At 53.6% G+C, this 19,255-nt stretch carries 15 protein-coding genes; 6 read left to right on the top strand and 9 right to left on the bottom strand.

Features of this window, described 5'->3' with window-relative positions:
• Entirely contained in the window at positions 1-2,151 is a 2,151-nt protein-coding gene (gene bcsB / locus FRIGORI9N_RS06990) for a cellulose biosynthesis cyclic di-GMP-binding regulatory protein BcsB (RefSeq protein WP_159569081.1), read from the bottom strand.
• Between the two features lie 327 nt (positions 2,152-2,478).
• Here bcsB and FRIGORI9N_RS06985 point away from each other — a divergent pair, with 327 nt between their 5' ends.
• Positions 2,479-2,817: an STAS domain-containing protein gene (locus FRIGORI9N_RS06985; protein ID WP_159569080.1), complete on the top strand. Its 339-nt coding sequence runs from the start codon at positions 2,479-2,481 to the stop codon at positions 2,815-2,817.
• A gap of 6 nt (positions 2,818-2,823) precedes the next feature.
• On the top strand, positions 2,824-5,904 hold the full coding sequence (locus FRIGORI9N_RS06980; RefSeq protein ID WP_159569079.1) for a response regulator: 3,081 nt from the start codon (positions 2,824-2,826) through the stop codon (positions 5,902-5,904).
• A gap of 10 nt (positions 5,905-5,914) precedes the next feature.
• On the opposite strand, the gene FRIGORI9N_RS06975 is transcribed toward FRIGORI9N_RS06980, so the two are convergent.
• Positions 5,915-6,787, bottom strand: coding sequence for a MerR family transcriptional regulator (locus FRIGORI9N_RS06975; RefSeq protein WP_159569078.1), 873 nt, complete (start codon positions 6,785-6,787; stop codon positions 5,915-5,917).
• A 61-nt stretch (positions 6,788-6,848) separates the two neighbouring features.
• Here FRIGORI9N_RS06975 and FRIGORI9N_RS06970 point away from each other — a divergent pair, with 61 nt between their 5' ends.
• A complete protein-coding gene (locus tag FRIGORI9N_RS06970) occupies positions 6,849-7,937 on the top strand; it encodes a phospholipase A (RefSeq protein WP_236550817.1) in 1,089 nt (362 codons plus the stop codon).
• A gap of 2 nt (positions 7,938-7,939) precedes the next feature.
• Positions 7,940-8,803 (top strand): hypothetical protein, encoded by an 864-nt coding sequence (locus tag FRIGORI9N_RS06965; protein ID WP_159569077.1) that lies wholly within the window; start codon positions 7,940-7,942, stop codon positions 8,801-8,803.
• A 7-nt stretch (positions 8,804-8,810) separates the two neighbouring features.
• Here FRIGORI9N_RS06965 and FRIGORI9N_RS06960 read toward each other — a convergent pair whose 3' ends face one another.
• The 7 genes from FRIGORI9N_RS06960 to FRIGORI9N_RS06930 all read right to left on the bottom strand — a co-directional run bounded on the left by FRIGORI9N_RS06960 (position 8,811) and on the right by FRIGORI9N_RS06930 (position 17,163).
• The gene (locus FRIGORI9N_RS06960) at positions 8,811-10,724 is read right to left on the bottom strand and encodes an ATP-binding cassette domain-containing protein (RefSeq protein ID WP_159569076.1); all 1,914 of its coding nucleotides are present in this window, start codon (positions 10,722-10,724) and stop codon (positions 8,811-8,813) included.
• A 17-nt stretch (positions 10,725-10,741) separates the two neighbouring features.
• Entirely contained in the window at positions 10,742-11,587 is an 846-nt protein-coding gene (locus tag FRIGORI9N_RS06955) for an NUDIX domain-containing protein (RefSeq protein ID WP_159569075.1), read from the bottom strand.
• A gap of 10 nt (positions 11,588-11,597) precedes the next feature.
• Complete coding sequence (rodA, locus tag FRIGORI9N_RS06950) at positions 11,598-12,722, bottom strand: rod shape-determining protein RodA (protein WP_159569074.1); 1,125 nt, start codon at positions 12,720-12,722, stop codon at positions 11,598-11,600.
• Entirely contained in the window at positions 12,719-14,641 is a 1,923-nt protein-coding gene (gene mrdA, locus FRIGORI9N_RS06945) for a penicillin-binding protein 2 (RefSeq protein WP_159569073.1), read from the bottom strand. Before mrdA ends, rodA begins: the two co-directional genes overlap by 4 nt.
• On the bottom strand, positions 14,638-15,162 hold the full coding sequence (gene mreD / locus FRIGORI9N_RS06940) for a rod shape-determining protein MreD (protein ID WP_159569072.1): 525 nt from the start codon (positions 15,160-15,162) through the stop codon (positions 14,638-14,640). The genes mrdA and mreD overlap by 4 nt, the downstream gene beginning before the upstream one ends.
• On the bottom strand, positions 15,152-16,054 hold the full coding sequence (gene mreC, locus FRIGORI9N_RS06935; RefSeq protein WP_236550816.1) for a rod shape-determining protein MreC: 903 nt from the start codon (positions 16,052-16,054) through the stop codon (positions 15,152-15,154). Before mreC ends, mreD begins: the two co-directional genes overlap by 11 nt.
• A 65-nt stretch (positions 16,055-16,119) precedes the next feature.
• Positions 16,120-17,163, bottom strand: coding sequence for a rod shape-determining protein (locus FRIGORI9N_RS06930; RefSeq protein WP_008248080.1), 1,044 nt, complete (start codon positions 17,161-17,163; stop codon positions 16,120-16,122).
• A 233-nt stretch (positions 17,164-17,396) separates the two neighbouring features.
• On the opposite strand from FRIGORI9N_RS06930, the gene gatC reads away from it, so the two are divergent.
• Positions 17,397-17,696, top strand: a complete 300-nt coding sequence (gene gatC, locus FRIGORI9N_RS06925) for an Asp-tRNA(Asn)/Glu-tRNA(Gln) amidotransferase subunit GatC (RefSeq protein ID WP_159569071.1) — start codon at positions 17,397-17,399, stop codon at positions 17,694-17,696.
• A gap of 63 nt (positions 17,697-17,759) precedes the next feature.
• On the top strand, positions 17,760-19,244 hold the full coding sequence (gene gatA / locus FRIGORI9N_RS06920; RefSeq protein WP_159569070.1) for an Asp-tRNA(Asn)/Glu-tRNA(Gln) amidotransferase subunit GatA: 1,485 nt from the start codon (positions 17,760-17,762) through the stop codon (positions 19,242-19,244).
• The last annotated feature ends 11 nt before the right edge of the window (positions 19,245-19,255 follow it).

The following is a 19,255-nucleotide window of genomic DNA, read 5'->3' as shown; positions in this document are numbered from 1 at the left end:
TCAACTGCCTTTTGTGCGGCGCGAAGCCCGGCCAGACAACCAGCCGAATGCGAGTATCGCCAAAATGACCCCAGCCAGCGCTCCGCCTACAGCGATCAGGGCCGGGTATTCGGAAAACGCAATTCGCAAACGCAACCACCAAGGCAGTGCACCGCTAATGTAGGTTTCGCCCAAGCTGTAGCTTTGTATGTCATCACCACGAATCAGGCTCACACTGCCTTTGATTTTTGCCACATCGCCGTAATCGGACAAAGCAGCCACGGCGCGCTCGAAACTGTCCTGATCGGTGCCTGTAATCACCACCCCGGCTTTTTTGGGTGCCAGGTGTGATTCAAACCCCATGATTGCGCCCAATGAGCCTGCCGTTTGAATCAAGGCGCGTGCATTGTTGCTGGGTTGCAATTCAGAGTCGCTTTGCCACAAACCTTTCAGCCATTGAATGGCGGGGGGCAGGCCCATGCTCCGCTCGGTTTCATTGAGTACCATTGGCAGGTTTTTACTTGCGGAATCCAGCCAGCTCAGGCGTTCGCTGGTGCCCAAGGCCAGCCAGTTTTTGCTGCCAATACCCTCGGGTTTGTCCGAGACAATCAGGCTGGTGCGTGTGGCAGGCAGACCTGTCCACTGACCAAACAAGCCCATCACGTTCAGGTACGAGCGAATTTCAAGCGGCGTAGGGTTTGCTGGCAAAACAATTGCAGTATCTGACAAGTCAGCCATGATGCTGAATGGGTAACCGCCGTTGGCAAACGCGGTCAGGTTCGGCATGCGGGTGTAGTGGGGCAAGTTGGAAAAATCCACGGTGGATTCTGGATCAATCGAACCGCGCGCCACTTGTGATACCCGTGTGCACGCGCCACCGCCCTCAGCCATGAATCCGAAAGCAAATGCCAGCTCGTTGTTGCCGCCCACCCTGAAGGCCGGGATTTGCAAGGCTTCTTCGCTGGTCAGTTCGGCCTGGCCCAACAAATCAATATTGATTTTGTTTTGTACCTGCTCGGATCGTGGTGCCAGGCGGAAGGATTGAATCAGGGAATTATTGATTTCAATGTTCAACAGTGAATCATTCCAGCGGGAAGGTGCTGTGTACCGGTACTTCAAATCCATCGGGATATTGCGACCTGCCCAGCTGAACAAATCGGGCGGAAGGCGCAAATTGATCGCAGCACGCGGTTTGTCTGCGCTGACTTCAAGTTGACCCGGAAAGTCGATTAATTCGCCAAAGCGCACTGGTCGGTTGGTGGGCACATAGCGTGGTGCGTCATAGGGCTTTCGTGGCGCCCCCAGGTCTACTTTTTTGACCAAGGCTTTCTGTCCACTGAGCACCTGGCCTTCAATCACCAAACCGTACACGGCCTGCAACAACTCCTCGTCAGTACGGCCCATCACGTAAAGGTGTTTGATCCATGGGTTTTCTTTGGCGCTCACAATCATGAGTGATGGGCCTTCAATGTCCGCCTCACTCATACCCTCAGGCATTTTCTTGCCTTTGGTCAAAATGATGGTGTGTCGGGTGCTCGACGCCGTTTCAAGCAAATCAAACTCAGCCTGTCGGTAAAAGGCCTGGGCTCCCATCCAAGAGGCCAGAATACCGGCTGCCTTCATGCTTGTTTCGGTTTGCTCCAGTGGTAAAACCAATGGCAGTTTTAGTTTGCGGTTGTCGCGGGGATCAAAAAAGGGTGCTGGCAACAAGGCCAGATCATTCACCAGGTTCAATGGTGTTGAGCCAATCGTCAGTGTGCTTTCGGGGCGCATGTCAAGGCGCAGGGTTGGGTTACCCGGGTCTACGCATTCACTGTCGTAAGTACCGTCGTATTCAATCCGCACTGTCGCAAAATCGGAAAACAGCAGCGGATCCAGTTCAATATTTATCGTGTGTGGTACACCAGCCCTTGCCACGCTCAGTTGAGAAATACCCGAAAGCTGGTTGTTCACGTACACGCGCACAAACGACTGATCGTGTCGCATTCCTTGGGGGTACAGCACACGCAAACTCAGATTGGCGCGAGTCACCAATTCGTCCAGCCGAATACCGGAATTCAAATCAACAAAGCGGTTAATACCACTCAAGCGGACCCCGTTGGGCTGTCCCATCTCGGTAAAAGTCAGGGTTCGGCTACGCTCTATCGCTGCTGTGCCTTCCACATTAGCCACTAAGGTATTGGCTTCAGCGCTTTCTTGGGCGTGGCCAGTCAGGCAAAATAGGGCAAAGGCTAGATAAAGTATGTGTCGCATAAGTGGGGTCGCTGGTCTGCTTGGTTGTAAGAACAGGCTTTAAATATTGACCTGATCTGATCATTGCACGTGTTAATTTTGATTAATATTTGTCAATCTTTAAAAAATATGAATCATTAGTTAACACGTTATCCTATTGTTTTTGTATATGCTCATTTTGTAGAGCTTGTTTTATACAATTATCGCGTGAAGTGCCGAAAAGCGCACACTTTTAGAAAAGAGAATTAACAGTTTAGGGCGAACAATATGGTTTCGACAGAAGAGGTGGGGGATATTTTCTTGCTGCGCGTAGACGCAGTTCGATTGGACAGCGCGGTGGGAACAATCATCCGCAACGCGGTGGTATCCAAACTGGACACCACCCGAAAATTTGCTTTGGACATTGGGGCTGTCAAACTGGTGGACTCTGGTGGTTTGGGTTCTTTGGTTGCTTTGCTCAAAAACATCACCAACCACCAGGGCAAGTTGGCCGTGGTTGGCATGAACAAATCCGTGCGAATGATGTTCGAGCTATCCCGAATGGATCGCCAGTTTTCCTTGCTGGATGACATGCCCAAAGCTGTTGCCTTTTTACAGCAGGCTTGAGCCACTGTGACAGAACACGACCTCAATAAGCAGCTACCCCGAATTCTGGTTGTTGATGATTCGGTGGTTGAGCGAAACCTCTTCGTTCACATGGTGGCCAAGTGGGGTTATCCGGTTGAGTTTGCAGCCAGCGGTCAGGAAGCGATCGAACTGATTGAACGTGACCGTTTTCAGTTGGTGCTTGCGGACTGGCAAATGCCGGGTATGCAGGGCACCGAGTTGTGTGTGGCTTTACGCCAACTCGACTTGGGGCAGTACACCTACATTATTTTGATGTCAGCCCAGAATGATGAAGAGTTTCTCATCAAGGCGCTGGATGCCGGTGCCGATGACGTACTCGCAAAGCCTGTTGATGGCAATGAACTTGAGGCACGGCTGCAGTCCGCTGTGCGTCGAATCGAGCTTCAAGCTCAACTGACCCGGAAAACCAATGAACTGGCGCATGCGCACGAAGTAATTGCACAAGATCTGCGTGCGGTCTCTGGCTTGCAGCGCAGTTTTCTGCCCGAGGCGCAAAGTCCCTTTCAGGGGCTGAATTACCAGTGGCTGTCTGTGCCTTCCAAATATGTGTCGGGCGATCACCTGCAGGTTTTTGAATTGCAGCGCGACGTGTATGGTTTTTACCTGCTCGATGTGTCTGGTCATGGCATTCCGGCAGCGGTCAAATCCATGCAACTGGTTCAAATGTTTGCCGACCGTTCCAACACCAGTATCGTTTTCGAAGGGCGTTTGGGCAGCGACGGACAACGGATGGTTTCCAAACCACGCGATGTGGTGGCGCGTCTGAATCGACTGTTTCAGCAAACCGAGTCTGACCTGTCGTATTTCACCATGATCTACGGTGTGTTTAACACGGCAAACCGCAATGTCTCCCTGTGCCAGGCCGGTCACCCGTCTCCGCTTCTGTTATCAAAAGGAAACACAGCCACTGTGTTGGGTGGTGGGGGTTATCCCGTCGGCTTATTCGATCTTGATGATTTCGAAGACATCGAGCTGACTTTGGGCGACGATGACTCTTTGATTCTTTACTCCGATGGCGTGACCGAGGTGCTCTCGACCAGCTCCGAAGCATTTGGAGAAGAACGGTTGCTGGAGTTTGTCAATCAGCAAAGCAGTCAGGGGCGCTGGTCCGAATTGCCCGAGCGCATCCAGATGCGTGTTCAACATTGGGGCGGCTCGGTCATCAAGCAAAAGGGTTTCGAAGACGATGTGTCCATTTTGATGTTGGCCCCGCGTCCCGGTGTGCTGGACCAATGCGATGTGGTTGATGCCGACCGACAAGTGCCCGAACTCATTTTTCGTCTTCAGGAAATTCAGGAAAGCCGCCCAGCGACATCGCCTGTGAAAGCCGGCAAGTCGGTTGTGATCGTTGATGATTCCCGAAGCTTCTTGAGAATTTTTGAGGCCATGCTGCACAGTTGGGGTTACACCGTGTATTCGGCAAAAAATGGCCACGAAGCATTGCCCCTGATTGAAACGCATCAACCCGACTTTGTATTGACCGACTGGGACATGCCCGGCATGAGCGGCATTGAGCTTTGCGAGCAGGTGCGTGCCCAGAAACAGAATGCGTACACCTACATCATCATGATTACTGGCTATGCCAGTCGCGATGATTTGTTGAACAGTTTGCGCGTGGGTGCCGATGACTTTATGACCAAACCGGTCAACCCGGGCGAGTTAAAGGTGCGGCTGCAAACCGCCGAGCGAATCGCGGACTTGCACACAGGCCTTGAGCGCAGGCACACAGAGCTCAGTCAGTTGTATGAAGCATTGCAGCGCGACATGCGGGAAGTGTCCCGCATTCAGCGTGCCTTGTTACCCAAAAGCAAACAAGAACCTTGGCCGTTTGCGATTCAAACGATCTACCAACCTCATGGCTATGTGTGTGGCAAGCAAATGGGTTTGCTTGAAACCCAAGCCAACGAGCACGGCTTTTTCATGCTCAACATGGCAGGGCAAGACACGGCAACCGCGTTGCAAACCATGGCACTTGCACGCTGGTTTTCCATGGCCCGAGCCACGCGTGTATTGTTTCCTATCGAAGAAACCAGTTCCAAGATTCGACGCTATTTGGCAAGTCCCGAGCAGGTGCTGTCCCAGCTTGCGAGTATTTCTCCGTCCCTGAAAGATGAGCCACCCCAGTTCGACCTCCTGTATGGTTTGATCAATCTGGACCAAGGCACATTGCTGGTGGCCGGCATTGGCGATTGGACCATGGTCATGGCACAGCCAGGGCTGGCGCCTGCTTTTTTTGGTTCTCAGGGCGAGCCGGCCCAAGCCCCAGGGCTTGGACAAATCATTTACCAGGGTGTTATTGCACCAGGCAGTCGCCTGTATTTTTATCCGCAAGAATGTGCGAACACCTTGGGTGTGCCCAAGCCACAGGTTTGGCAGCAATCGGTGTTGCTGGATGACAGCCAAGGGCATGTGCTGACTCGGGAGTTTTCGCGATTGCTCGATTCAGGACAACAAGAAGAGGGTGCTGATGGGGATTTGTGCCTGCTCGGAATTCAGTGGCGCGAAAGTTTTGACGTGCAACGCACAGAATTATCGTTCAGTCGGATTTCAGAACTTGCCGACGAATTCGTTCAAACGGGTTTGACTGCCAAGGACGAGTTTGATTCGCATGAGAAAGCGCTCAAGTTAGGCGAGTTTCTGAACTACATAGCTTTCAGTGCAGTGGCTGATACGGTCAATATCGGTGTGTTAAGCCGTGCCGTGCGAACCTTCGTTGAAGAGTTGGCCTACTCCGAGGAAGTTTGTTACAACACGGATCTGGTTGTGTCCGAGGCGCTGACCAACGTCATGCTGCACGGATTTCAAGGCAAACGTCCCGAGCCTGTGCAACTCACAGTGCTTGCTTTTCAGCAGGGTGTGGGCGTATTGATTGAAGACCTGGGCAACTGCATACCGCAGCAGGTGTTGAGCAAAATGCACCAAGAGCATTCGTTTCAAGACGATCTTAGTCTTGGCGATTTGCCCGAGGGCGGAATGGGTCTGGCATTCATGCGCATGGTGTCACAGCGTTTTGTGTACCAAGCTGGCCAGAATCAAAGCCCCAACCGTTTGCTGTTGTTGCTCTAGCCGAATTTGTTTATTTTTTCTCTTCGCTGTTGACTGGCGGCTCTGGGGGCAACCAGCCCGTGGGCTGCAGGGCCGGGTTGTTCGGCATTTCCTCGGCCATCTTGTCGATCAGGCCGACAATGCGCTCATCTACAAACTTGCTGGCTGATTTTTGCAGCGCTCTGGATACTTCCGATTCAATGGCTGTCATGGCCAGTGGGCGAATTTTCCAGATCAATTGCGCAAGTCTGGGCAATTCTTCTTTGGGTGGCAGGTTGTCACCATACTGGTCCAGTTCTTTGACAAACAGTGAAACCGCTTGATCGCAGAAGCTTTCAAGGTGCCCCCGAAGTGACGCAATCAAATCAAGCAGGTCGAGCAGCGGCAGGCCAGCGCTGGCCATCTCGGCGCCTGCATGCAGAATTTTTGGGCTCGGTGCCCGGTAACGTAAACCATCAGGTTCCAGCAAACCCAACTCGATTGTTTTGGCAAGCGCCCCACGGCTCAGGCTGGTACCAAACATGGTGGCCAAATGCACAGGGTTGTAATTCTTTGGAATTTCGTCGGTCCACGGACTGGTAATGGCGTGCGTTAAACCCAGCAATTGGCGAAGGTCGTAACCCTTGTCAATGGCATCGAGCATTTCGTGGATATTGCTCAAGGTGTAACCGCGACCCAACATTTGTCCAATAAGCTTTAGTCGCGACAAATGGTCTTCGTTGTAAAAGCCGACACGTCCGCGTTTTTCAGGTGGGGCCAACAAGCCCCTGTCCTGATACGCGCGAACATTTCGCACGGTGGTGTTGGCGGTGCGCGCCAGTTCATCAATGGTGAACTCGCGACCCTGCCCACTGGTGGAAGTGTCTTTGTTTGCCGACGATTTTTTGAAGCGGAATGAAACCATTTAGGAATTGTAACCAAATGTGAGAGTATCTAGCGAACCAAGCTTGATGCAGTGCGCAATTATGAACAAACACTTACTTCTTGCCATCGGCCTTTTGGGCCTAAGCGGTTGGGCAACGGCCCAAAACATTCAAAACAAAACTCTGGATGAAGGGGCACTTCGAGCTTGCCTGTTTGTTGAAGACGATCAACTTCGCCTGCGCTGCTTCGATGATGCCACAGGCAGAAGCCTGGTGGTCAAAGATGGTTCAGCGCCTGAAGCAGCTGCAGCCCTGGATGGTGGTTTGTTGTTGTACAAACGCAGCGAAGACACCACATTGAGTTGGCTGGATCGTCGATGGGAGCTGGCTCCTGCAGCCAAACGGGGTACGTTCTCGATTCGCCCTTATCAGCCGGTCTACCTGTTGCCGGTGTATCACAACAAATCGCCCAACATTCGCCCAACAAGCCCGAACCCCGCCAATACAGTACCGGCGAACAGGGCCCCTGAAAGCCTTGACCAGAATGAGTTAAAGTTTCAGCTGAGCCTGAAAACCAAGGTCATGGAGAACATGTTCGGTGACAACGGCGATTTGTGGTTTGCATACACGCAATCGAGTCGTTGGCAGGTCATGAACCAGGATATTTCCCGCCCGTTTCGCGAGACCAATTACGAGCCTGAGCTGATCTTTACCTGGCGCTCGAGCTGGAGCGAGTTCAAAGACGCCACCGGCTGGGAGCCACGGCTGCTTGGCTTAAGCCTGAATCACCAATCCAATGGGCGCGCCTTGCCTTTGTCTCGCTCCTGGAACCGCCTGATCGGCATGGTGGGGCTTGAACGCGAGAACACCATGGTGCAGTTCAGGCCGTGGATCCGTTTGGCTGAAGATGCCGCCGAAGATGACAATCCCGACATCAGTGATTTCATGGGGCGCGGCGATATGTTGCTGGTCCACAAACACAATGGCCATGAATACTCGCTGCTTACCCGGCACAACTTTCGCGGTGGCGACGAGTCGCGTGGAGCGGTTCAATTCGATTGGGCATTTCCCCTTACCAGCAATTTGCGTGGCCATTTGCAATACTTCACCGGCTTCGGTGAAAGTCTGATTGATTACAATTACAAGTCTGATTACCTGGGGGTCGGGCTGTCCTTGGTAGGGTGGTATTGAACGTGTGGTTACAGAGTGCTTTTCTCGCGTGCCTGTTGTTGACCGGATTCGCGCATGCCAAAGACCCGGTTGTTTTCGTGCTGGCAGCCACTGACAAAGTGGTCGTGACCAACCCGAAAGGTCAGAAGTACAGCGCCTTGCCCACACAGCGGTTGCTTCAGGGGCATGTCATTAACGTACCCAAAGGCGAACGTTTCTCGGTGCAGGTGCTGAAGACGGGTAATCGTCGGGTATTCACTGGGCCCGCACAGCTTCGTGTGATTGCCGATACCGTGCGGGTGCTTAGCGGTCCGCCAGTCAAAGTGTTTCCAATAGAGCAAGCGCACCAGGACTTGATTGATCAGTGGGTTAATTTGTATGCTCGCCCGCGTGGTGTTCAGCCAGCCAAGAATGACAAGGCCGAGCCACCCAAGGAAAATACTCTTCGTGTTTTGCGACCAATCGACGGATCGCTGTTGCTAACGCGCAATCCCGAATTTGTTTTTCAGGGTGAGCTGCCCCGAGAGGGCAACTTGATGTTGTTCGACTCAAAAGGCAAACGGTTCTGGGTGGAGCCGCTTGAAAGTGAGTATGTCAGCTTGCCGCCCGCCGCGAAGTTTGAGTGGGGGCAAAGTTTCACCTGGGAAGTGCGGCGCCTGACTGGTGGCCGAGTAACCAGCGGCAGTTTTCACATTGCAAGCGAAGAGACTGCGCGCAGCTTGCTGGAAGCCAGGGTGCCTGACACCGATGAGGTTTTGCCTGAATCGAAGCTGTATTACGGCATGCGTCTTCAGCTGGCCAATGCGTTCAAGGAAGCCAACGAAGTTTGGCAATCATTGGGCATGGTGTTGACCGCACAGGGCCAACCCAGCCGAATTCGTCGCTAATACTTCCTCAGCCGTCCAGTTCTTCCCAACGGGCATAGGCTGCCAAAAGTTCGTTTTCAAGTGTCACCATGCGGGCTTGCGCAGCAGTCACCACGCCGGCATCTTGCTGGTAAAAATTGGGGTCGCCAATTTTGGCAACCAACGCTTCCTGTTCCGTTTCAAGTTTCTCGATCAAGGCGGGCAGCATTTCCAGCTCGCGTTGTTCCTTGTATCCCAGTTTTTTGGTTTTTTTGGTGGCAGTGGGTGCAGTGGGTGCAGCCGGGGTAGGGGGCGTTGCTACCGATGCTGCACTCGGGGTAATGGCCTTACCCACATTGGCCCAGGGGTCAGTGGTGCGCTGGCGCAACCAATCGTCATAGCCCCCCACGTAATCACCCACCACGCCATCGCCTTCAAATACCAGGCAACGGGTGACAATCTGGTTCAAAAATTCCCGGTCGTGGCTGACCAAAATCAGTGTGCCTTGGTAAGCCATCAGCTTTTCTTCCAGCAACTCAAGCGTTTCAATGTCCAGGTCGTTGGTCGGCTCGTCGAGCACCATCACGTTCGAGGGTGTTGAAAACAACTGGGCCAGAATAAGCCGCGCACGCTCGCCGCCCGACAAACTTCGCACCGGTTGGCGCGCGCGGTCGGGTGTGAATAAAAAGTCCTGCAAATAGCCAATTACATGCTTGGCCTGCCCATCAATGGTAATGAACTCTTTGCCGGCACCAATAATTTCTACCGCAGTGTCTTCTTCGTTGAACTGACTGCGCAACTGGTCAAAGTAAGCAATTTCCAGTTTTGTGCCCAACTTAATGTGGCCCGAGTCAGGGGGTAGCTGCCCCAGTAACACCTTCAGGGCAGTGGTTTTGCCAATACCGTTTGGGCCCAGAAAACCAATTTTTTCACCACGCAAAATGGTGTTGGTGAAATTGCGTAAAATTGGCAAGTCGCCCAATTGCTTGTTGATGTCGGTCAGTTCGGCGACCAGTTTGCCACTGCGCTCGGCTTCCTGTACCTGTACCTTGGCAGTGCCCACAATGTTGCGGCGGTCTGAAAACTGTTTGCGCATGTCCATTAATGCGCGCACGCGGCCTTCGTTGCGGGTACGGCGTGCCTCAATTCCACGGCGAATCCAAACCTCTTCTTCAGCCAGCTTTTTATCGAACAGCGCATTGGCTTTTTCCTGCGCATGCAAAAACTCAGCTTTGCCTTTCAAAAAGCCTTCGTAGCCACCTGACCAGCTTTTCAGCATGCCGCGGTCCAGGTCGCACACGCGGGTGGCCAGCTTGCGCATGAAGGAACGATCGTGGCTTACGAAAATCACCGCCCCCTTGAACTGACGAATTTGTTCCTCCAGCAATTCAATGCTGGGAATGTCCAGGTGGTTGGTGGGCTCGTCCAGCAGCAGCACATCGGGGCTGCTCACCATGGCTTTGGCCAGCATCACCTTGCGCTTCATGCCGCCCGACAACTTGGCGAATGGCAAATCAGGAGGCAACTTCATGCGGGAAAGCATTTGGTCTACTTCACTTTCTAGATGCCAGCCGTGGTGCTCGCCCAATTCGTGTTGAGCATTCTCCAGTGTTTTTGCTTGCTCCGGTGTTAGCGAGTCATGATCCAGTGGGCCCAGTGTGCGGCTGATACTGATGTGTTTGCCCAGCTCCCCAAAACCTTGCGCCACCACATCAAAAATAGTGTCATCGTGTTCTTGCGGTACAGCCTGTTCAAGGCAGGTCATGCGAATGCCGTCTTGCTTGATCACCAAACCGTCTTCAGGGGTGGTTTCGCCAGTCAAAATCCGGAACAAAGTACTTTTGCCCGTGCCGTTGCGGCCTACCAAGGCCACGCGTTCACGTTCTTCAATTGAAAAATCAACCTGATCCAGCAGCACAGTGGTACCAATCCGGTACGTGGCGGCTTTTAAACCCAACAACATGTTTGTTCCTTTCGTATTTATTTGGTGGCATTCAGCGCCAGCGCGCAGCACAGGGCTGCATCGGGTGTGAATTGCCAGGCATTGATTGCTTCGACGCAGGCATTGGGCGACATTAACTGGAAGGCGCTTACCTCGCCATCGCGGTTTTCGGGGCGACGACCCGGCTTTAACTGGCCATGAAACAAAATGACTGTTTCGTGATGCCAGCCACCATACAGCAAGGGGCGGCTTAACACCAGTTCATGCGGGGCCAAAGGTTTGATCCAGGCAAAATCGTCTGAATTCAGCCCCGCCTCTTCATCAAGTTCACGCCACAGGGTGCGCTCAATGCTTTCGGCACTGGCAATACCGCCAGCGGCCAGGTTGTCCAGCATTCCTGGGTTTTCATGTTTGGTGAGCGAACGCACACCTGTCCACACGCAGCCGTTGTGGTTTTCAACATGAACATGCACCGCGCGGCTGCGCAAACCCAGTGTCTTGAACAAGGCCCGCTCGGCGGTGGCCAGCACCTGCCCTTGTAGGCTCAGTAGCAGTTGTTCTTCGTTGCGCCAACCTGGTACCAGGCCCAGGGCTTTGAGCATATTGCCTGCACTGGCCAATTTCGCGCTAAGAAGCTGTGGCCCGACAGTGCTTGTGCAATTCATCCCAAGGGCGGTGCTTGTGCATGCAAGGTCTGCAGCATGAAACACTTTGTCAAAGGTGGTCTGGTGTTGGGTGTCCAAAAAACCCAGGTGTTCGCCATTCAATATCCATGGAATGAATTGCTGGGCAGGGGCGCTGTTCTCGTCGCGCCAGCGCGCTGTGAAGGGCTGAAACTTTCCGGGTAGTGCGTTTTGCAACCAGGCTTTGCTGGCTTGAATCATGACAAGGCCTTCAGGTTTGAATCAGTTTTTTGGTATTTTGAATGCTCATCAAAATACCTGCACCCATGCCCAAGGTCACCATGGCGGTTCCGCCGTAGCTCATCAAGGGCAGCGGCACACCCACCACCGGCAAAATACCGCTGACCATGCCAATGTTCACAAATGCATAGGTGAAGAAAATCAGGGCCATGGATCCCGCCATCAGGCGTGAGAACAACGTGGGCGCGTTGCCAGCAATCACCAGTCCCCGCACAATCAGGCAGGTATAAAGTGTCAACAGCACCAGGCAGCCCAACAAGCCGAACTCCTCTGCCAGCACCGCGAAAATGAAGTCAGTGGTGCGTTCCGGAATAAATTCCAGGTGGGTTTGCGTGCCTTGCAAGAATCCTTTGCCGGTAAACCCACCCGAACCCACGGCCACCGTGGACTGAATAATGTGAAATCCTTTTCCAAGCGGATCTTGGGTGGGGTCGAGCAAGGTAAGTACCCGTTGACGCTGGTAATCGTGCATCAGCGTCCAGAACACGGGCAGGCTTGCCAAGAATAAACCAGTCAGCCAAGCCAGCACTTTCCAGGACAAGCCCGCGAAGAAAATGACAAAGAAGCCCGAGCCCAACACCAGCAGCGCCGTACCCAAGTCGGGCTGTTTCAGAATCAAAACGCCCGGGATGGCCAAAATAATCGAGGCCACTGCGAATTCTCGCCACCCAGAGACGTTTTCTCGCTGCTGAAAGAACCACGCCAACATCAGCGGCATGGAAATTTTCATGATTTCTGACGGTTGAATTCGAATAAAACCCAGGTTAAGCCAACGCTGCGCGCCTTTGGAGATGTCGCCAAACAGTTCAACGGCAATCAGCAAAATGACCCCCACCACATACAGCGGCACGGCAATGCGCATCAAAAACTGCGGTTTCAAATTTGCAGTGATCCACATCACCATGAATGCAATCAGAAGATTGCGGGAGTGGTCGATGAATCTGCCCTCGAAATCGAAAGCGGCACTGTATTGGGTAATCAGCGCAAACACCACCAGCGACAGCAAAATGGTGCTGAGCACCGGGTCAAATACCGTCAGGAATGGTTTGATGCGCGGCCAAATCGGTTCGCGTTGAATGGCGCGGGTTCGGTTCACGGCAAGGCCTCCGGGTTTGCAGCCTGTTCAGGAGCTTGGGGCGCTGGCAAAGCAATTGAGGGATCGTTCTCCGCGTCAATTCGCCAAAAAGTATCGAGTACCTGTTTGATCGCAGGGGCCGCAGACTGACTGCCAAACCCGCCGTTCTCAACAATGGCAGCCAAGGCAATTCGGGGTTGTTCCATGGGTGAAAACGCAATAAACCAGCCGTGGTCGCGTAGGCGTTCGGCCGAGGCGGCACGGTCTTTGTAAGTTTCGCCCTGTTTCAGTCCAAACACCTGCGCAGTCCCTGTTTTGCCCGCCACTTCATATTTTACGTCCTTGAAAACACCCCGTGCCGTGCCTTCAAGCACTGCGCCGCGCATGCCCAGTTTGACTGTATCGACATGCCGTTGTTGCAAGTTGAGTTGCTTAAAAGCTTCCAGTGGTTTTTCAGTGACTTGTCCACTCACCGGGTTTTGGAAAGCCCGCACCAGTCGGGGTGTTGCGTTCATTCCGCCGCTGGCCAACACTGCTGTGGCGTGCGCCAATTGCAGCGGTGTGTAGTTGTTGTAGCCTTGGCCAATGGCCACCGAAATGGTTTCGCCCGAGTACCAGCGTTGAGCCTCGGCTTTTTTAAAAGCAGCTACTTTCCATTCCCGTGAGGGCAACACACCGGTTCGTTCTCCGTCCAGATCAATACCAGTGCGTGAACCAAAACCAAAGCGGCCCATGAATTCTGAAATGATGTCGATACCCATTTCACTGCCCAGCATGTAGTAATAGGTATTGCATGACTCGGCAATTGATTTGTACATGTCCACCATACCGTGGCCGCCAATTTTGTCATCCATGAATCGGCGCGAGCCGAAGTCAAAGTAACCGGGGTCGCGCAGTGTGCTGGATGCCGTGCGAAAGCCGCGCTCCAGGGCGGCCAGCGCCATGAAGGGCTTGAAGGTGGAGCCGGGCGGATAAGTGCCTGTCAATGGCCGGTTTAACAAAGGCCGATCGATGCTTTCATTCAGTAGCTTCCAGTTCTCAGAGTCAATGCCTTCTACAAACAGATTGGGGTCAAAACTGGGGGCGCTTACCATGGCCAGAATATCGCCATTGCGCGGATCGATGGCAACCAGCGCCCCCCGTTTGCCTTGCAATGCCTTCTCCGCGGCTTCTTGCAAGCGGATATCGATCGATAGCATCAGGTTTTCACCCGGCACTGCGGGCGAGCGTGAAAGCACCCGAACGGCTCGGCCACCCGCCGAGGTTTCTACCTCTTCAAAGCCGGTTCGTCCGTGTAATTGCGTTTCATAACGTTTTTCCAGACCGTCTTTGCCGATGTAGGCCGTGCCCCGGTAGTTGTTTGTTTGGTCGAGTTCTTCAATGCGGTCTTGATCCCGTGCCGAAATTCGACCAATGTAACCCAGCAAGTGCGCCGCATATGAGCCATATGGGTATTGTCTAAAAAGGCGAGCGCGAATTTCCACGCCGGGAAAACGGAAGCTTTGCACCGCAAACCGGGCCACTTCTTCGTCCGTCAGGCGGGTACGAATCGGAATGGATTCAAATCGTTTCGATTCAGCACGCAGTTTCTTGAATCGTCTGCGATCCAGGGCGGAGATTTCAACAATCTTGCCGAGTTCATCAATCATCTCGTTCAAGTTGTCGATTTTGGATGGGGTGATTTCAAGTGTGTAGGCTGAATAATTGTTCGCCAGCACCACGCCGTTGCGGTCAAGAATCAGCCCGCGGTTGGGCACCAGCGGCACAATGGTGATTCGGTTGTCCTCGGCTTTGGATTGGTATTTGTCATAGCTGATCACTTGAAGCCAAAGCAGGCGCGCCACCAGCACCAGAAACAGCAACACCACAAAGAGGCCAGCCAGAAACAGCCGGAACCGGAACTGTTTGATGGCTTGTTCTGGGTGGTTAAACTCGGTCATATCGGGCGGTCGTTGTCACGGTTTTCCGGAAGCTTCTGTGGTGCGAGCAGCAAGAATTGAGTCAGTGGCCACAATGCAGCGGTCAACGCGCTTTCAGCAAATATCAAGGTGCCCGGAAATGTGCCGCCGAACATGACACGAATGGCCACGGTAATCGCTTGCGCAGCCAACAGCAACGGGAAAATATGCGCCGCTTGCATCATTGGCGAGAACCACATCACCCGCCGGTGAATGGTGATGGCGAAGTAGGAAAGCAGGGTGTAGGCCAGGGCATGTTCACCAAACACGCTGGCAGAATGCACATCAATTGCGGCACCAAAACACCACGCCACACCAATGCCAATTCGTCGGGGTTGACGAATGTTCCAGAACACCAACACCAAGGCCAACAAATCGGGCGTGATCCAGTTTCTGTCGATCGGAATAAACTTGAACAGCATTGCAGCCAGCAGTGAGAATGTGATGAACCATGGGTTCACTGGCCGTAAAATCTCGGAGTCGCCAAACGGGTTAATTGCCATTGCCAGCCTCTGTGTTGGTCGCAGGGGGAGGTGCCGTGGGCAAGGCAGGTGGTTTTTCCCTGAATGTGTCCAGTACCAGTACAAAACGGTGGCGTTCTACACCGGCGATGGGTTCACAGAAAATACTGGCAAAGGCATAGCGTGAATTGCGTTCTACGCGAATAACCCGTGCCACCGGAACGCCTCGGGGATACACCCCATCCAGCCCGGAGGTCACCAATAAATCGTTGTTCTCAATGTCGGCGTTGGCCGCCATGAATCGGAGTTCAAGTAAACCGCCGTCCAGCCCGCCATACGCCACGCTGCGAATCCCATTGCGCAAGTTTTCAACCGGTATGATCTGTTCCTTGTCCGTGATCAGGCTGACTTCGGCACGGCTTGGAAATGCGCGGGTGACTTGCCCCAGCAAGCCCAGTTCATCAATGACAGGCATTCCTTCCTTCACACCCTGAATCAGACCTTTCCCAATGATGATTTTTCGGGAAAATGGATCGCGTGCATCGCTGACAATTTCACTGAGTATGGAGCGCTTCACTTTCAGCGTGTTGCCCACATTCATCAGTTTGCGCAGTTTCTCGTTTTCCTGGCGCAGGGTTTCCAGTTCGTGCAGTCTTTGTTTGTCTTGAAGTTGCTCGAGAATCAAGGTTCTGTTTTCGGATTGAAGCGTGTCGAGCGTTGACACATAATCAATACCAGCCTGGCTCCACTCAATGGGCAGGCTTGCAATTTTTTGCAATGGATAAAGTACGGTGCCCACCGCTTTGCGCACCACTTCCATGGCAGCAAAGCGCGAATCGAGAAACAACAGGCCCACCGAGAGCGCGACAAAAAAGGCCAGCCGCACGCGTGCGGATGGGCCTTGTTTGAACAACGGTGGTGGTGTGTACTCCATAGGCTTGTCGCCGGTTCAAGGCCAGGCTGGGTTAGAAGCCGGAGTTCGAACCGCTTGTACTCTATTTATTCACTGGTGAAAATGGTGCCCAACTTGTCCATGCGTTCCAGCGCAAGGCCGCAACCACGAACCACGCAAGTCAGCGGGTCTTCGGCCACATGCACAGGCAAGCCGGTTTCTTCCATGAGCAAGCGGTCCAGGTCGCGCAACAAGGCGCCACCACCGGTCAGCATCATGCCGCGCTCGGCAATGTCTGCGCCCAGTTCTGGCGGAGTTTGTTCCAGCGCAGATTTAACCGCGGACACAATCGCATTCAATGGCTCGGTCAACGCCTCCAGAATTTCATTTGATGAAATCGTGAAACGGCGTGGAATGCCTTCCGACAAGTTGCGGCCCGTCACTTCCATGTCTTTCACTTCTGACCCAGGGAAGGCGGATCCGATTTGTTTCTTGATGGCTTCAGCGGTGGGTTCACCGATCATCATGCCGTAGTTGCGGCGAATGTAGCTGATGATGGCTTCGTCGAACTTGTCGCCGCCCACGCGCACGCTGCCTGCGTACACCATGCCACCCAGGGAAATGATGCCCACCTCGGTGGTGCCGCCGCCAATGTCAACCACCATGGAGCCCGATGCTTCGGAAACTGGCAGGCCTGCACCAATTGCAGCAGCCATTGGTTCTTCAATCAGGTAAACCTGAGATGCACCTGCGCCCAATGCGCTTTCGCGAATGGCGCGGCGCTCAACTTGCGTCGACCCGCAGGGCACGCAAATGATTATTCTGGGGCTGGGAGAAAACAGACGGCTTTCGTGAACCATCTTGATGAACTGCTTGAGCATTTGCTCAGTCACCGTGAAATCGGCGATCACGCCGTCTTTCATGGGGCGAATGGCCTCGATGTTGCCTGGCACTTTACCCAACATTTGCTTGGCTTCAAGGCCAACCGCAGTGATGGTTTTCTTGCCATTGGGGCCGCCTTCCTGGCGGATGGCAACCACGGAGGGCTCGTCGAGAACGATGCCTTTGGTGCGGGCGTAAATTAGCGTGTTGGCCGTGCCCAAATCAATGGCCAAGTCGTTTGATAAGTAGCTGCGTAGAAACCCAAACATGGTGATGTTCTAACCTGTGTCGTGTAGTTGGAGAGCTGCCAAGCCCGCGAAGCTCAAAGTTGTCTAGAAGTTGTCCGGTTCGCCACTATTTATGGGACTTCACTTGTCAAGTGGCATAACTACCGATGATAACCTATAAAATAAGCAGACTTTGATCAACACAGACTTTCACCAAGCGGCTTTTGCATCATTTAGAAGCGATGCTCAGGCCTGCTGGTCGGCGGAGAAAATTTATGTCCCTTGATTCCGGACAAATTGCAAAAATTGCGGCCTTGTCGCGCTTGAAAGTGGCTCCCGAGCAAGCCCAGGCCCTTGAGCAACAATTGAACAACATCATGCAATTGGCCGATCGCTTGAGCAGTGAAAACACTGAAGGTGTTGAGCCGCTCGCGCATCCCATCTCGCTGATTCAGCCGATCGCGCTTCGCTTGCGCGAAGACCTGGTGACAGAAGCAGACAACCGCACTGCCAACATGGCCAACGCGCCAGCAGCCGAGAAAGGCTTGTTTTTGGTGCCCAAAGTGATCGAATAATTGTTCATTGAAAAGTTTTACCTCCTAATTTTGCAAATCTGACATTGGAATGTGGTTTTAAGCATGTCTTCCAAACTTCAAAGTATTTCCGCGCTGCGCACCCTGCTGGACGAGAAAAAAGCCAGCGCGACTGAGCTGGCCCACGACGCCCTGCGCGAAGCGGGTCAGCAATCCAGTCTGAACGCATTCGTTGACATTCGCGATGACCTCACCCTTGAACAAGCCAAAGCTGCCGATTTGCGTTTGGCTTCCGGTGAAAAAGGTGCGCTACTGGGTATTCCGACTGCGCACAAAGACATTTTTGTTACACAGGGCTGGACCAGCACGGCTGGCTCGAAAATGCTGGCAGGTTACCAAAGCCCCTTTGATGCCGAGGTGGTGTCGCGCTTGAATGCTGCTGGAACCGTCAGCATTGGCAAATTGAACTGCGATGAATTTGCAATGGGTTCGTCCAACGAAAAAAGCGCCTACGGTCCGTGTTTGAACCCTTGGGACTCGCTGGCTGTGCCCGGTGGCTCCTCGGGTGGTTCGGCGGTGGCCGTGGCTGCTGGTGTGGTGCCATTTACAACCGGCACCGACACGGGTGGTTCTATTCGCCAACCTGCCTCGTTGTGCGGCATCACCGGCATCAAGCCCACCTATGGCAGTTGCAGCCGCTATGGCATGATCGCCTACGCAAGCAGTCTGGACCAGGCTGGCCCCATGGCCCACAGTGCTCGCGATTGTGCTTTGGTACTCAATGCCATGGTGGGCTTCGATGCGAAAGACAGCACCAGCGTGCAGCGTCCAGTTGATCAAGAGGATTTCACGGCCGGTTTTGGCAAGGCCTTGAGAAACGGCGATGTCGCAAAACCGCTGGCTGGTGTGCGTGTGGGCCTTCCCGCTGAATTTTTTGGCGAGGGTTTGGCCGCCGATGTACGCGCGCCAATTGATGCTGCACTGAAACAGCTTGAAGCCATGGGCGCCATGCTGGTGAACATCAGCCTGCCGCGCACTGAATTGTCCATTCCTGCGTACTACGTAATCGCCCCGGCCGAAGCCAGCTCCAACCTGTCGCGTTTTGATGGTGTGCGTTATGGTCACCGCGCGGCCGATTACACCGATTTGAAATCCATGTACGAGAATTCGCGCAGCGAAGGTTTTGGCCTTGAAGTACAGCGTCGCATCATGGTGGGTGCCTATGTGCTTTCGCATGGTTATTACGACGCGTATTATTTGCAGGCCCAGAAAATTCGCCGCCTGATTGCGCAAGACTTCCAGGCGGCCTTTCAGCAGTGTGATTTCATCGCTGGCCCGGTCAGCCCCACAGTGGCCTGGAATTTGGGCGAGAAGTCGGCTGACCCGGTTCAAATGTACCTGGCCGACATTTACACGCTGAGCACCAGCCTGGCTGGTTTGCCCGGCATGAGTGTGCCCGTGGGCTTTGGCGACAAAAACCGCCCAGTGGGCATGCAGCTGATTGGCAATTATTTCAAGGAAGGGGAATTGCTGGCACTGGCTGATCATTATCAGCTTGCTACCGATTGGCACCTTCGTACACCGTCTTAAAAAGGGATCGC

The organism is Limnobacter sp. 130 (assembly GCF_902506325.1).
Lineage (GTDB): Bacteria > Pseudomonadota > Gammaproteobacteria > Burkholderiales > Burkholderiaceae_B > Limnobacter.
The sequence above is the reverse complement of the archived record's forward strand: the minus strand, read 5'-3'. Positions and strand labels throughout refer to the sequence as shown.

What these genes read in the sequence shown, in the direction of transcription:
- FRIGORI9N_RS06960 (WP_159569076.1), bottom strand. Translation starts at nt 10,724, where the DNA reads ATGTTGTTGGGTTTAAAAGCCGCCACGTACCGGATTGGTACCACTGTG.
- FRIGORI9N_RS06975 (WP_159569078.1), bottom strand. Translation starts at nt 6,787, where the DNA reads ATGGTTTCATTCCGCTTCAAAAAATCGTCGGCAAACAAAGACACTTCC.
- gatA (WP_159569070.1), top strand. Translation starts at nt 17,760, where the DNA reads ATGTCTTCCAAACTTCAAAGTATTTCCGCGCTGCGCACCCTGCTGGAC.
- FRIGORI9N_RS06970 (WP_236550817.1), top strand. Translation starts at nt 6,849, where the DNA reads ATGAACAAACACTTACTTCTTGCCATCGGCCTTTTGGGCCTAAGCGGT.
- FRIGORI9N_RS06955 (WP_159569075.1), bottom strand. Translation starts at nt 11,587, where the DNA reads ATGATTCAAGCCAGCAAAGCCTGGTTGCAAAACGCACTACCCGGAAAG.
- gatC (WP_159569071.1), top strand. Translation starts at nt 17,397, where the DNA reads ATGTCCCTTGATTCCGGACAAATTGCAAAAATTGCGGCCTTGTCGCGC.
- FRIGORI9N_RS06930 (WP_008248080.1), bottom strand. Translation starts at nt 17,163, where the DNA reads ATGTTTGGGTTTCTACGCAGCTACTTATCAAACGACTTGGCCATTGAT.
- mreD (WP_159569072.1), bottom strand. Translation starts at nt 15,162, where the DNA reads ATGGCAATTAACCCGTTTGGCGACTCCGAGATTTTACGGCCAGTGAAC.
- mrdA (WP_159569073.1), bottom strand. Translation starts at nt 14,641, where the DNA reads ATGACCGAGTTTAACCACCCAGAACAAGCCATCAAACAGTTCCGGTTC.
- FRIGORI9N_RS06985 (WP_159569080.1), top strand. Translation starts at nt 2,479, where the DNA reads ATGGTTTCGACAGAAGAGGTGGGGGATATTTTCTTGCTGCGCGTAGAC.
- mreC (WP_236550816.1), bottom strand. Translation starts at nt 16,054, where the DNA reads ATGGAGTACACACCACCACCGTTGTTCAAACAAGGCCCATCCGCACGC.